Origin of the sequence: Sodalis sp. dw_96 (genome assembly GCF_018449575.1) — a bacterium.
Taxonomy (GTDB): Bacteria; Pseudomonadota; Gammaproteobacteria; order Enterobacterales; family Enterobacteriaceae; genus Acerihabitans.
In genome coordinates this window covers 123,481-138,327 of the sequence record NZ_JAAVUT010000007.1, presented here as the reverse complement: position 1 = coordinate 138,327, position 14,847 = coordinate 123,481, and the positions used below count along the sequence as shown (strand labels likewise).

Annotated in this window: 10 protein-coding genes; 7 read left to right on the top strand and 3 right to left on the bottom strand. The window is 55.8% G+C overall.

Translation table 11 applies throughout. The features are described 5' to 3' along the window. Positions 1-137 precede the first annotated feature (137 nt). Together degP and HB631_RS12925 are read left to right on the top strand one after the other, a co-directional pair. Entirely contained in the window at positions 138-1,571 is a 1,434-nt protein-coding gene (gene degP / locus HB631_RS12930) for a serine endoprotease DegP (protein ID WP_213991572.1), read from the top strand. A gap of 337 nt (positions 1,572-1,908) precedes the next feature. Next, positions 1,909-3,066, top strand: coding sequence for a CdaR family transcriptional regulator (locus HB631_RS12925; protein WP_213991571.1), 1,158 nt, complete (start codon positions 1,909-1,911; stop codon positions 3,064-3,066). Between the two features lie 183 nt (positions 3,067-3,249). Here the strand turns inward: HB631_RS12925 and HB631_RS12920 are convergent, their stop codons facing one another. Beyond that, the gene (locus tag HB631_RS12920) at positions 3,250-4,596 is read right to left on the bottom strand and encodes an enolase C-terminal domain-like protein (protein WP_213991570.1); all 1,347 of its coding nucleotides are present in this window, start codon (positions 4,594-4,596) and stop codon (positions 3,250-3,252) included. A gap of 53 nt (positions 4,597-4,649) precedes the next feature. Further along, on the bottom strand, positions 4,650-5,987 hold the full coding sequence (locus HB631_RS12915) for an MFS transporter (RefSeq protein ID WP_213991569.1): 1,338 nt from the start codon (positions 5,985-5,987) through the stop codon (positions 4,650-4,652). A gap of 513 nt (positions 5,988-6,500) precedes the next feature. Between HB631_RS12915 and gudD the strand changes: the two genes are divergently transcribed. Then, the gene (gene gudD / locus HB631_RS12910) at positions 6,501-7,826 is read left to right on the top strand and encodes a glucarate dehydratase (RefSeq protein ID WP_213991568.1); all 1,326 of its coding nucleotides are present in this window, start codon (positions 6,501-6,503) and stop codon (positions 7,824-7,826) included. Between the two features lie 243 nt (positions 7,827-8,069). Here the strand turns inward: gudD and garD are convergent, their stop codons facing one another. Next, on the bottom strand, positions 8,070-9,644 hold the full coding sequence (gene garD / locus HB631_RS12905; protein WP_213991567.1) for a galactarate dehydratase: 1,575 nt from the start codon (positions 9,642-9,644) through the stop codon (positions 8,070-8,072). Between the two features lie 503 nt (positions 9,645-10,147). On the opposite strand from garD, the gene HB631_RS12900 reads away from it, so the two are divergent. From HB631_RS12900 to HB631_RS12885, 4 genes are all read left to right on the top strand, one after another. Next, positions 10,148-11,479, top strand: a complete 1,332-nt coding sequence (locus HB631_RS12900; protein WP_213991566.1) for an MFS transporter — start codon at positions 10,148-10,150, stop codon at positions 11,477-11,479. Positions 11,480-11,541: 62 nt separating this feature from the next. Continuing rightward, positions 11,542-12,312, top strand: coding sequence for a 2-dehydro-3-deoxyglucarate aldolase (gene garL, locus HB631_RS12895; protein WP_213991565.1), 771 nt, complete (start codon positions 11,542-11,544; stop codon positions 12,310-12,312). Positions 12,313-12,370: 58 nt separating this feature from the next. Further along, positions 12,371-13,258 (top strand): 2-hydroxy-3-oxopropionate reductase, encoded by an 888-nt coding sequence (garR, locus tag HB631_RS12890; protein ID WP_213991564.1) that lies wholly within the window; start codon positions 12,371-12,373, stop codon positions 13,256-13,258. A gap of 82 nt (positions 13,259-13,340) precedes the next feature. Continuing rightward, positions 13,341-14,483 (top strand): glycerate kinase, encoded by a 1,143-nt coding sequence (locus HB631_RS12885; RefSeq protein ID WP_213991563.1) that lies wholly within the window; start codon positions 13,341-13,343, stop codon positions 14,481-14,483. Positions 14,484-14,847: the final 364 nt, after the last annotated feature.

Below are 14,847 nucleotides of genomic sequence, written 5' to 3'. Positions count from 1 at the left end.
CGGCCAATAATTATTTACCATTGCGTTTTTTAGTCTGCTGAACTTCGTGTTATTTCATTACTCTCACATAATGACCACAGCTGTCGGTTCGAATCATTATCTGGTACTACTAATACTAAAAGTCGAGACAACGTTAAATGAAAAGAATGAATTTGGTCCTAAGTGCAATGGCGTTAAGTTTAGGGCTGGCGCTAAACTCCGTTTCCGCTTTTGCGGCGGAAACCGCCTCGACCAACCAGCAACTGCCGAGTCTGGCTCCGATGCTGGAAAAGGTAATGCCTTCAGTTGTTAGCATTAGCGTGGAAGGCAGCACGGCGGTGAATTCGTCGCGGGTGCCGCAACAATTCCAGCAATTTTTCGGCCAGGACTCCCCGCTGTGCCAGGATGGCTCACCTTTTCAGGGTTCGCCTTTGTGCCAGGGCAACGGTGGTGGCGGCGATAATAATACCCCGCCGGCCAGGGAGAAATTCATGGCCTTGGGCGCGGGCGTGATCATCAATGCGGAAAAAGGCTATGTGGTCACCAACAATCATGTGGTGAACGATGCCACTAAAATTCAGGTCCAGCTGTATGACGGCCGCAAATTCGACGCCAAGATCATCGGCAGGGATCCCCGTTCGGATTTGGCCCTGGTGCAGCTTATCGATTTTAAAAATCTGACCGCCATCAAAATGGCCGATTCGGATCAACTGCGGGTAGGGGACTATACCGTCGCCATCGGAAACCCTTACGGCCTGGGGGAAACCGCCACCTCCGGGATTGTTTCCGCCCTGGGACGCAGCGGCCTGAATATCGAGAATTATGAAAACTTCATCCAGACCGATGCGGCGATTAACCGCGGTAATTCCGGCGGCGCGCTGGTTAATCTGAACGGTGAACTGATCGGTATCAACACCGCCATATTGGCGCCGGACGGCGGCAATATCGGCATCGGTTTCGCCATCCCGAGCAATATGGTGAAGAACCTCACCGCGCAGATGGTGGAATACGGTCAGGTCAGGCGTGGCGAAGTGGGCATCATGGGCACCGAGTTGAATTCCGAACTGGCGAAAGCTATGAAAGTGGACGCTCAACGCGGTGCATTTGTCAGCCAGGTACTGCCGAAATCGGCTGCGGACAAGGCCGGGGTGAAAGCCGGGGACGTCATTGTCACCATGAACGGCAAGGCCATCAGCAGCTTTGCCGCTTTCCGGGCCGATGTCAGCTCCATGCCGGTGGGCACCAAGGTCTCTCTGGGCTTGCTGCGTGACGGCAAACCGGTGACGGTGGTGGTTACCCTGGAACAGAGCAGCCAGCCGCAGCTGGATTCCTCAAACATCTTCACCGGTATCGAAGGCGCGGAATTGAGCAATGTCCAAACCGGCGATGTGAAAGGGGTGAAAGTGGATAACGTCAAGCCCGGCAGCACCGCGGCGCGTATCGGCCTGAAAAAAGGCGATATCATTCTGGGCGTCAACCAGCAGCCGGTGCAGAACATGGGGGATTTGCGCAAGATTCTCGACACCAAACCCTCGGTGCTGGCCCTGAACATCCAGCGCGGCGATACCACTATCTATCTGCTGGCGCAATAAGATCACAGCGCCATATGGCGCTGTCAGACTAATGACAAACGTATTTGGAGTCTATGAGACGGGACAGGCTGCTAGAATAGTAAACCGTCCGCGCCAGGGATGGCGCGGATCGAGCCTCCATGGATGGATTTACGGCGTATTTACGTTCTAGCAGCCTGGCTCGGCCGGGCACTTTGTCAACAAGCTCATAGCGCCTCCGGGCGCTGTTTTTTTACCTGGAATGTGATATCCAGCACAAATTAAGCGGGTAAAGCTGCTCTTTATGCATTTGCACAATGAATGTCGCCTTATCAATGGGTATGCTAGTGCAAAGGGCTTAATGAGGGGCATGAACAGGATGGCTACATATCATCTCGATGCGAGATTGGCGCAAGAAATTGTGGCAAGGACCATGCAGATCATCGACAGCAATATCAATGTTATGGACGCTAGGGGCCGCATAATCGGCAGCGGCGACGAAGACCGTGTCGGCGAATTGCACGAAGGCGCGCTGCTGGCCTTGTCCCAGGCTCGTGTGGTAGACATCGACGACGGCGTGGCGCGGCATCTGCACGGCGTTCGCCCGGGGATTAATCTGCCGCTGAAAATCGACGGCAATATCGTGGGCGTTATCGGCTTGACCGGCAATCCCAGCCAGCTGCGCCAGTACGGTGAACTGGTGTGTATGACGGCGGAAATGATGCTGGAACAGGCCCGGTTGCTGCATATGCTGGCGCAGGACAGCCGGCTGCGGGAAGAACTGGTGCTGAACCTGATCCGCGCCGAAGAGGTGACGCCGGCGTTAATCGAATGGGCGCAGCGGTTGGGGATCGATATCAACCAGCCGCGGGTTGCGGCGGTGGTGGAAGTGGACAGCGGCCAATTCGGTGTGGACAGCGCCATGGCGGAGCTGCAACAGTTGCAAACCCTCTTGACCACGCCGGAGCGGGATAACCTGATAGCCATCGTCTCCCTCACCGAAATGGTGGTGCTGAAACCGGCCCTGAACGGCCATGGGCGCTGGGATGCGGAAGAGCATCGCCGCCGGGTCGACACCCTGTTTTCCCGCATGACGGAAAGCAGCCGCCTGCGGGTGCGTATCGCGCTGGGCAACTATTTCCCCGGTGCTGGCGGTATCGCGCGCTCCTGGCGTACCGCCCGCACCACCATGGCGGTGGGCAAACAGCGGCTGCCGGATCAGCGCTGCTATTTTTATCCGGACCTGATGCTGCCGGTACTGCTGGATAGCCTGCGCGGCGGCTGGCAGGCCAGTGAACTGGTGCGTCCGCTGGCCAAGCTAAAGGCGATGGACAATAACGGCCTGTTGCGCCGCACGCTGATTGCCTGGTTTCGCCACAATGTACAGCCGACCCCCACGTCGAAGGCGTTGTTCATCCACCGTAATACTCTGGAGTACCGCTTGAATCGGATTTCGGAAATGACCGGCCTGGATCTGGCCAATTTCGACGATCGCCTGCTGCTCTATGTCGCATTGCAGCTGGATGATGAGGCCTGAGAATCGGATGAAAGGCATGTCAGGCCCGCAATCGTCGAACGTGCAAAGGACGTGTTAAAGGGAGACCATGCTGATGGGGTCGAATCGGGCATGGTTTTTCTGCCCGACCGAGCGCCCCACAGCATGGTAGGCCCGCTATCACCGAAATTGAACCCTACGTGTTTAAGGGTGACCATGCTCATGCTACCGCACCAGCGCCGGCCTTTTCTTATCGAATGTCCAGCCCGGAATCAGATACTGCATGGCCGCCGCGTCATTTCGGGCGCCGGAAGGCATCCGCTTATACAGCTCATGCTGCTTCTCGATTAACGCCATATCGATCTCGACGCCCAATCCCGGCTTATCGCCGAGCGCCACCGCCCCGTTGACAATTTGCAGCGGCTCTTTGGTGAGATGCTGGCCCTCCTGCCAAATCCAGTGGGTATCCAGCGCCGTGGGTTTACCCGGCGCGGCGGCGCCCACATGGATAAACATCGCCAGGGAAATATCAAAATGATTATTGGAATGGCAGCCCCAGGTCAAACCCCACTCATCACATAACTGCGCCACGCGAATAGCCCCCTGCAATGTCCAGAAGTGTGGGTCGGCCAGGGGAATATCGATGGAATTGAGCTGCACCGCATGGTTTAGCTCACGCCAGTTGGTGGCGATCATATTGGTGGCCACCGGCAAACCGGTGGCGCGCTTGAATTCCGCCATCACCTCCCGGCCGGAGAAGCCCTGTTCCGCACCGCAGGGATCCTCGGCATAGGCCAGAATACCCCGCATGTTTTTGCACAGACCGATGGCCTCCCGCAGCGACCAGGCGCCGTTGGGATCAATGGTTATGCGGGCGTCGGGAAAACGCTTGGCCAATGCGGTGACCGTTTCAATCTCCTGTTCACCCGCCAGCACGCCGCCTTTCAGCTTGAAATCTTTAAAACCATAACGATCCTGCGCGGCCTCGGCCTGGCGCACAATGGCCTCGGAGGTCATGGCCTCCTCACGGCGCAAACGGTACCAGTCATGGGATGCCTGTTGCGGGCCGGCTTCGTAGGGCAGGTCGGTACGCTTTCTGTCACCGACGTAAAACAGATAACCCAGCACCGGCACGCTGTCGCGCTGCTTGCCCGGGCCAAGCAGCTCGGCCACCGGCACACCCAGATGCTGACCCATCAAATCCAGCAGCGCGGCCTCCAGCGCCGCCACGGCGTTAACCCGCAGCTCAAAGGTCCAGGCGCCCTGGGCGAAAGAGTCGAAATCCTGGCCGATATGGCCTTTATGCACGTCATAGACGATGCGGTTCAGGGTGGCGAGCTTCTGTCCGACCACCCGCTGCCTGGCGTCCAGCAGAGTATTCAAAATGACTTCGCCGCCGGGTGCCTCGCCAACGCCGGTATGCCCGGCATTATCGGTCAGGATAACGATATTGCGGGTGAAAAAGGCACCGTGGGCGCCGCCGATATTCATCAGCATGCTGTCATGGCCGGCCACGGGAATCACTTTCATATCGGTCACTGTCGGCGCGCCGGAAAAATCAGACTTATCCATTCATCATTCCTCGTATTCTCGGCCGCCCGTTTGACGGCCAGAGCAAAAAACCGTTATACCGACAGGGGTTTCAGCACCAGGCGCTGAATTTTCCCGACGATAAACAGATAACAAAAAATCACCACCAGACCGTTGCCAGCCACATAAAGCAACGCACCGTCAAAGGAACCGGTTTTGTTCAAAATATATCCGATAACAATGGGCGTCGTAATCGCCCCGATCTGAGTGACCAGATTCAGCACGCCGCCGCTGAGACCGACGATTTCTTTCGGCGCGGTATCGGCATTCACTGTCCAGCCCAGCGCACCGATGCCCTTACCAAAGAACGCCAGGGACATGGCCGCCACCACCACCACATCGGATGTGGTGTAATTACAGATAACCATACTGGTACACATCAACATACCCAGTATGATCGGGGTCTTGCGCGCCACCGACAGCGAATACCCTTTGTTGAGCAGATAATCGGAAAATACGCCCCCCAGCACGCCGCCGATACAGCCGCAAATCGCCGGCAAGGCCGCCACGAAACCCGCATCCAGAATGGACATTCCGCGGCCTTTCACCAGATATATCGGGAACCAGGAGAGAAAAAACCAGGTTATGGCATTAACGCAGTAATTGGCCAGATAGATACCCAGCAGCATCCGGCTTGACAACAATTGTATGACGTAGCCCATCTGCGGACCGGCGCTTTTCTTAAGCAACACCGGGTCGTCATCCATATCCACCAGACCGCCGCCGGCCCGAATATAATCCACTTCCTCTTTACTGACCCGGGGATGATTCAACGGGCTATACATGGTTTTGAACCACACCAGGCCAAGCACGGCGCCCACCAGCCCCATCACGATAAAAACGTATTCCCAACTGACTTCCTGGGTTATCCACCCCAGCAGCGGGTTAAAGATCACCAGGGCCGCGTACTGGGAGATATTAAAAATCGCCGAGGCGGTGCCGCGCTCCCTGACCGGAAACCAGGCCGAAACAATCCGGCTGTTGGCGGGCATCACCGGGGCCTCGGCAAATCCCACCATAAAGCGTAAAATGAATAGCATCAATGCCGCAGTGGCGAAAAAATGCACAAATCCTTGGGCGAAAGTAAACACCGACCAGATCATGATAGCGCTACCATATACGATTTTAGAACCGAATCTATCCAGAAGCCAGCCGCCCGGCAGCTGCGCCAACGTATAAGCCCAGCCGAAAGCGGAAAATACATAACCCATCTGCAGCGGATCCAGACCAAGATCGCTGGCAACATGAGGGCCGGCAATGGACAGGGTTGAACGGTCCGCATAGTTAACGGTACTGATAATAAATAAAATTGCCAGTATCCAAAACCTGGAATGGGTTTTATGGGTGGCAACGGAAATCGAGTTTTCAGCCATGATTCCTCTCCCCTGTGGGGTATAGGTGATTATTATCTGTCAGCATCCGGCGATTTTTCGAGCTTAACGTCTGTAGAGTAAGTAAAAGGATGCGGCTATCAAAAAACGGGTAACCAGTGGCTGAGTATAAATTGAGTTAGCCTGGCGCACATTGTGCTTTTGACTGAATGAGTGCTATCAAACCGGTGGGCTTTAAGGCGATGGAACAGCGCCGTGTGATCGCTGTCACCTTGAAGCGGTGTTTTGTGATCATGTTCGCAATGGTGAAAATAGAGTAAATCTTCACCAAAAAAAGGCGGTTGACATTTGTTCAGGGCAAAAAGCCGGCTGGTTCACTATGTTGGCTGAAGGGTGAATACATTCATAACAGAGGTTCAGGATGTTGGATTTTGACGAGATAAACGATTGCGGCTTAGGCATTTGCATAGTGTCCGGACCCGTCAGTGACGTTATAGTCGATGCCGACTTGTTATCACTTACGCCTACAGTATCAGTATCAGGAGAGGAAGGATTATGACTCCGGTTATTACCACCATGAAAGTCATCCCGGTTGCCGGTCATGACAGTATGTTATTGAATTTGAGCGGGGCCCATGGGCCGTATTTTACCCGTAATATCGTCATTCTCACCGATAATGCCGGACACACCGGTGTGGGTGAAATACCCGGCGGCGAGAAAATCCGTCTCACCCTTGAGGAGTCCGCAGCCCTGGTGGTGGGGAAATCCCTCGGCGAATATAAAAATGTCATGCGGGCCGTGCGTTTGTTATATGCGGATCGCGATGTCTCCGGCCGCGGGTTGCAAACCTTTGATTTGCGTACCACTATCCATGTGGTGACCGGTATCGAGGCGGCGATGCTCGATTTGCTGGGCCAATTCCTCGGCGTACCGGTGGCGGCGCTACTGGGGGAAGGGCAGCAGCGGGACGCAGTTGAGATGCTGGGGTATCTGTTTTATATCGGCGATCGCGGAAGAACGGATTTAGCCTATCGCAGCCAGCCGGATGACCGCTGTGACTGGTATCGTCTGCGCCATGAATCCGCCATGACTCCCGCCGCCATTGTGCGCCTGGCGGAAGCCGCCTATGAGAAATATGGTTTTAACGATTTTAAGCTCAAGGGCGGCGTGCTGGCCGGCAGCGAAGAAGCCGAGGCGGTTACCGCGCTGGCGGAACGTTTTCCCAAGGCGCGTATCACCCTTGACCCCAATGGCGCCTGGTCGCTGGCGGAGGCGATTACCCTGGGCAAACAGCTGCGCGGCGTGCTGGCTTATGCCGAGGATCCCTGCGGCGCCGAGCAGGGCTTCTCCGGCCGGGAGGTGATGTCGGAGTTCCGTCGCGCCACCGGCTTGCCCACCGCCACCAACATGATTGCCACCGATTGGCGGCAAATGGGGCATACCCTGGCCCTACAGTCGGTGGATATCCCCCTGGCGGATCCCCATTTCTGGACCATGCAAGGATCGGTCAGCGTCGCTCAGCTCTGTCACGAGTGGGGGTTGACCTGGGGTTCACACTCCAATAACCATTTTGATATCTCCCTGGCGATGTTTACCCATGTCGCCGCCGCCGCGCCGGGAAAGATTACCGCTATCGATACCCATTGGATCTGGCAGGAAGGCGATCAGCGCCTCACCAAAGAGCCGCTGCAAATTGTCGGCGGAAAGGTCAAGGTACCCGAAAAATCGGGACTGGGCATTGAACTGGATTGGGATCAGGTAATGAAAGGCAACGCGCTTTATCTCAAGCACGGCCTGGGGGCGCGGGACGATGCCGTCGCCATGCAATATTTGATTCCCAACTGGACATTTGATAATAAACGCCCTGCGCTGGTGCGGTAGTACGCCACTGGCATAGAAACAAAAAGGCCAGGATATCCTGGCCTGAGATTATTGACAAAGTGTTCGGTCGGGGCAGGCTGCCAGATCGTAAACACGCCGTGAATACATCCCTGTAGGCTCGATCCGCGCCATCCCTGGCGCGGACGGTTTACTCTTCTGGCAGCCTGCCCCGCCTTATTGACCCCGAGTACGTTTGTCAGCAGTCTGAGGCCGGGAAATCCTGGCCTTCATGTCTTCCAAATATCAGGTCACCGGCGCCGGGTTGAATACCGACAGGGCGTTATGGATGCCCCACTGATCGGACCAGGTTTTTTTGCGGTTGCTGGCGATGTCCAAGATCAAATTGAACAGCTGCCAGCCGACATCTTCGATAGTGGCTTCGCCGGTGGCGATGGTGCCGGCGTTAATATCCATCAAATCGTACCAGCGATCCGCCAGGGCATTACGGGTAGCCATTTTAATCACCGGTATCGCCGCCAGACCGTAAGGGGTGCCGCGGCCGGTGGTGAATACCTGGACGGTAATGCCCGACGCCAGTTGCTGCGTGCCGCAGATAAAGTCGCTGGCAGGAGTGGCGGCGAAAATCAATCCGCGTTTGGTGGGGCGCTGGCCGGGGGACAGCACTTCCACAATGGCGCTGGTACCGGATTTGGCGATGGAGCCCAAGGCTTTTTCCACCACGTTTGCCAGACCGCCGCGTTTATTGCCCGGGGACGGGTTGGCGCTGCGGTCGGTTTGACCATTGCTCAGGTAGTTGTCGTACCAGGCCATTTCCTCCAGCAGACGGCGGCCTACATGTTCATCGGCGGCGCGCGGCGTCAGCAGATGAATGGCATCGCGCACTTCGGTGACTTCGGAAAACATCACCGTGGCGCCGCAGCGCACCAGCAGGTCCGAGGCGAAGCCCACCGCCGGGTTGGCGGTGACGCCGGAAAACGCATCGCTGCCGCCGCACTGCATGCCGATCACCAGATCGGAAGCGGGGCAGGTCTCGCGCTTACGGGCATTCAACCGTTGCAGATGCTCTTCCGCCACCTGCAAGATATCGTCCACCATGGATTTAAAGCCGACGTGCTTTTCATCCTGCAACCGCGTAATGCTGACGCCCGCACTCTCAACCGCAATGGGAATTTCATCCTCGGTGCCGGTCAGCAGACGTTCCGGCTGCAGCTTTTCACAGCCCAGGCCGACTATCATGATTTCGCCGCCAAAATTGGGATTCAGGGCGATATTATGAATGGTACGAATCGGCACCACAGCGGCGGGAGCATTGATGGCCACCCCGCATCCGTACAGGTGGTTCAAGCCCACCACGCCGTCCACATTGGGATATTTAGGCAACAGATCCCGTTCGATCAGTTTAACCACAAACTCCACCACCCCCGCCACACAATGGACGCTGGTGGTAATGCCAAGCAGGTTTTTGGTGCCGACACTGCCGTCCGGATTACGATACCCTTCAAAGGTATATCCTTCCAGCGGCGGTAACGGAGCCGGAACTTTGGTGGCCAGCGGCAGGGACTCAAGGGGCGGCGCCTCAGGCAACGCCACCAGGGACTCGTCAATCCAGCTTCCCCGTTTTATATCCCGTACGGCGTAGCCGATGACTTCGCCATAACGAACGATATTGCCGCCTTTGGCAATATCATGTAATGCGACTTTATGTCCTTGGGGAATATGCTCGACAAGCTCCAGTCCATCAGGAAATTTCGTGCCGGCCGCCAGACCGTTATTGTTCACGATAATAGCGACATTATCGGTATCATGAACTTTTATATACAATGCATTGTCGACATTGTGGGTGATAATTGATGACATAAATGTCTCCGTAAATACTACTTGAGTTTTGAAAGCTCGAAATAGAAGACCATCAACGATAACAGTATGGGTGTGACGATAGTATAAGTGGTTTTTGTAGGGTTTTGCATTGTGCAAACGAACTATTCTTAAGCTGAATATGAGCTCATTATAGGGCTAATGTCATAAAAATAGTGATGCTAGTCGCCTTTCCCGCCGTGAAAATACCCAGGTTGGTGATAACGTGACATGAGACGCGTTACCCCGTGGCTTTGCCTAAAAAAATTGAGTATTGACGATAAATAATTGGGCAGATGCATAATGTCATTTTAAGCTGCTGTTTTTATACTAGCATTGCTCTGGTAATGAAAGGAAAGGAATTTGATTTGGCAATGCAGCAAAAGCAGCAAATAGATAATTATCGGGATAAAAACATCAACTTTCTGTATAGACGCGTAGCGCAAAAATATTAATGCCGTAATTTTTGCATTCTTAAATAGACTCCCTTGCTTGGAGCGTATTCTATGAGCACTACACCTCTGGCTACCCATAAAACTACAACTCACGTCCGTTACGTTATTTTATTGATTATTTTCCTGGTCACCGCGGTTAACTATGCCGACCGGGCCACACTCTCCATCGCCGGCAGCAACGTTGCCAAGGATCTGGGACTGGATCCCGGACAGATGGGAGAGATATTTTCCGCTTTCGGCTGGGCCTACCTGGTGATGCAAATTCCGGGCGGCTGGCTGCTGGATCGGTTTGGTTCCAAACGTGTCTACACCTACAGCCTGTTTTTCTGGTCGCTGTTTACGCTATTGCAGGGGTTTGTCGGCTGGTTCCCCCTGGCGTACGGCGCGTTCACACTGTTTGTGCTGCGTTTTATGCTGGGTTTTGCCGAGGCGCCGTCGTTTCCCGCGAACGCCCGCATCGTCGCCGCCTGGTTTCCCACCAAAGAGCGCGGCACCGCCTCAGCCATTTTTAACTCTGCGCAGTACTTTTCCCTGGCGATCTTTTCGCCGCTGCTGGGCTGGTTAACCTATGCCCTGGGCTGGATGCATGTCTTTACCGTGATGGGTGTGATTGGTTTCATCCTGACCATCGCCTGGGTGAAATATCTTCACAACCCCAATAAGCATCCCGGCGTTTCCCGTGACGAGCTGGAGTATATGGCGGCCGGCGGCGCGGTGGTGGATATGGACGCCCCCGGCTCCGCCAACCGGGACGGTCCGAAGTGGAATTATATCAAGCAGATGCTCACCGATCGCATGATGCTGGGTGTGTTCTTCGGCCAATATTTTATCAACAGCATCACCTGGTTTTTCCTTACCTGGTTTCCGATTTATCTGGTGCAGGATAAGGGCATGTCCATACTGAAAGTCGGCCTGGTGGCTTCCATCCCGGCGTTGTGCGGTTTTGCCGGCGGCGTGCTGGGCGGGGTCGTATCCGATTATCTGCTTAACCGGGGTTTTAGCCTGACGGCGGCGCGCAAGATCCCCATCGTGGTGGGAATGCTGTTGGCCACCAGCGTCATCTTGTGCAACTACACCAACGACAATGTGATCGTGGTGGCGTTGATGGCGTTGGCTTTCTTCGGTAAAGGATTCGGCGCCCTGGGCTGGCCGGTGATTTCCGATACCGCGCCGAAAGAGATCGTCGGGTTATGCGGCGGCGTATTTAATGTTTTCGGCAATGTCGCTTCCATCGTTACGCCGCTGGTAATCGGTTATATGGTTAAAGAGTTGCATTCGTTTAACGCCGCATTGGTTTTTGTCGGCTGTTCGGCCCTGGCGGCCATGTTGTGCTACCTGGTTGTGGTCGGCGAGATTAAACGTCTGGTGTTAATCAAGTCCTGATAAAAGGGGGCCCGGAACAGCGTGGCCCGAGCACATTTTGTTTCTTTGCTAAGAGGTAAATTATGAACAATCCACTACTGCCAAACCGTTTTCGTCAGAGTCTGCTGCAGGGAGACATCCAAATCGGCTGTTGGTGCGCGCTGGCGAATCCGATCACGACAGAAGTTCTTGGTCTGGCGGGATTCGACTGGCTGGTACTGGACGGTGAACACGCGCCCAATGATATTACGACCTTTATCCCCCAATTGATGGCGCTGAAGGGCAGCCACAGCGCGCCGGTCGTCCGTCCCCCCACCAATGAGCCGGTGATTATCAAACGTCTGCTGGATATCGGTTTTTACAATTTCCTGATCCCGTTCGTTGAGACCGAAGAACAGGCGGTGCGGGCCGTGTCTTCCACCCGTTATCCCCCGGCGGGCATCCGCGGCGTGTCGGTTGCCCATCGCAACAACAACTACGGCACCGTACCGGACTATTTCTCCACCATTAACGACAACATCACCGTATTGGTTCAAATCGAAAGCCAGGAAGGCGTTGACAATATCGACGCTATTACCGCGGTTGACGGTGTCGACGGGATTTTTGTCGGCCCGGGGGATTTATCGGCGGCGCTGGGTTATCTCGGCCAACCGAATCATCCTGAAGTGCAGCGGGTTATCCGCCATATTTTTGAAAGGGCGGCTGCTTTGGGTAAACCCAGCGGCATCCTGGCGCCGGCGGAAGCCGATGCCCGTCGTTATTTGGAATGGGGTGCGCGTTTTGTGGCGGTAGGCAGCGATTTGGGCGTCTTCCGCGGCGGCACGCAGGCGCTGTTCGACAAATTTAAAAAATAATTTCTCGTGGCGTGCCGGACGCGCCCCACCTTATTTAATGAATTAAGAGGTAATTTTAATGAAAATCGGATTTATCGGCCTGGGCATTATGGGTAAGCCCATGAGCAAAAACCTGCTGAAAGCGGGCTATGCTTTAGTGGTAATGGATCGCAATACCGACGCGGTGGCGGAAGTAGTCGCCGCCGGAGCCAGCTCGGCCCTCACGCCGAAAGCCGTCGCTGAACAATGCGACATTATCATCACCATGCTGCCGAATTCTCCCCATGTAAAAGAAGTCGTGCTGGGGGAAAACGGAGTCATTGAAGGATTCAAGGCCGGCGGCGTCTTGATTGACATGAGTTCCATTGCGCCTTTGGCCAGTCGGGAAATCGCCGCGGCGCTGGCGGAAAAAAATATCGCCATGCTGGATGCGCCGGTGAGCGGCGGCGAACCTAAAGCCATCGACGGTACCCTGTCGGTGATGGTGGGCGGTGATGAAGCGGTTTTCAAAAGCCACTATGACGTGATGAAGTCCATGGCGGGTTCGGTGGTCCACACCGGTGATATCGGCGCCGGTAACGTCACCAAGCTGGCGAATCAGGTGATCGTGGCGCTGAATATCGCCGCCATGTCCGAAGCCCTGGTACTGGCCACCAAAGCCGGCGTTGATCCGGAAAAGGTTTTCCAGGCCATTCGCGGCGGTTTGGCCGGCAGCACCGTGCTGGAAGCCAAGGCGCCGATGGTGTTGAACCGCAATTTCAAACCGGGATTCCGTATCGATCTGCATATCAAGGATTTGGCTAACGCATTGGACACATCGCACGGCGTGGGCGCGCAATTGCCCTTGACCGCGGCGGTGATGGAGATGATGCAGGCGTTGAAGCAGGAGGATCTCGGTACGGCGGATCATAGCGCGTTGGCTTGTTATTATGAAAAACTCGCCAAGGTTGAAGTTAAACGGCAGTAATTTGGTCGGGCGCCGCGAGGCGCCCCATCAGGCGGCGAAAGAGTCATTTCGTCGGCCCCAGTTCAACAGGCGCAGGTAGTCTATGAAAATAGTAATCGCACCGGATTCTTATAAAGAGAGCTTGTCCGCGTTGGAAGTTGCAACGCAGATTGAAAAGGGATTTCGCGAAGTGTTTCCCGACGCCCAATACGTCAAACTGCCGGTGGCGGACGGCGGCGAGGGAACCGTGGAAGCAATGGTGGCGGCCACCGGGGGTGAGATTGTAAAAGTGCGGGTTACCGGACCGCTGGGCGCGAAAGTAGACGGTTTCTTCGGCCTGTCCGGCGATAAAAAGTGTGCGTTTATTGAAATGGCCGCCGCCAGCGGGCTGGAGTTAGTGCGCGCCTGCGATCGCAATCCGCTGTTAACCACCTCGTACGGCACCGGAGAACTGATCCGGTGCGCGCTGGACCATGGCGTCAAGCACATCATTATCGGTATCGGCGGCAGCGCCACCAATGATGGCGGAGCCGGTATGGTACAGGCGCTGGGGGGCGGGCTGCTGGATGCCAAAGGCAAACAAATCGGCTATGGCGGCGGCGAGCTGGACAAACTGACGCACATCGATATCAGCGCCTTGGACCCCCGTATCCGGGACTGCCGTTTCGAGGTGGCTTGCGATGTCACCAGCCCCCTGACCGGCGAGGATGGCGCCACCGCCGTGTTCGGCCCGCAAAAAGGGGCGACGCCGGATATGATAAAACTGTTGGATGCGTCACTGAAGAATTACGCCAGGATCATTAAACGGGATCTGGATAAAGACGTCGAACATATTCCCGGCGCCGGCGCTGCCGGCGGCATGGGGGCGGGACTGCAGGCGTTTTGCGGCGCTGAACTGCGCCAGGGCATCGAAATCGTTACTGAAGCCTTGGGACTGGATGCGCTGGTCAGGGACGCCACGCTTGTGATAACCGGTGAAGGCCGCATCGACAGCCAGACCATTCACGGCAAGGTACCTATCGGCGTGGCCCGGGTGGCGAAGCGTTACAACAAGCCGGTAATCGGCATCGCCGGCAGCCTGACCGCCGATGTGGCGGTGGTGCATGAGCACGGCCTGGATGCGGTATTCAGCGTGCTTTACCAAATTTGCACCCTGGAACAAGCGCTGGACAACGCGGCGGAAAACGTACGTTTGACCGCCCGGAATATTGCCGCCACCATTAAATTGGCGATGCAGTTCCCCTGAATATCCAGGCCCGGGATCACCGTGGTCAAACCGAACGTGTTAAAGGGAGCGCGCACCGATGTGGTCGACGCGGGCGTGATTTTTCTGCCCGACCGAGTGCCTCATGGCGCGGTAAGCCCGCGATCATCGGACGTGCAATAAACGTGTTAAAGGGAGACCGTGCCAATGAGGTCGAATCGGGCATGGTTTTTCTGCCCGACCGAGTGCCTCATGGCGCGGTAAGCCCGCGATCATCGGAGGTGCAATTAACGTGTTAAAGGGAAACCGTGCCAATGAGGTCGAATCGGGCATGGTTTTTCTGCCCGACCGAGTGCCTCATGGCGCGGTAAGCCCGCGATCATCGGACGTGCAACAAACGTGTTAA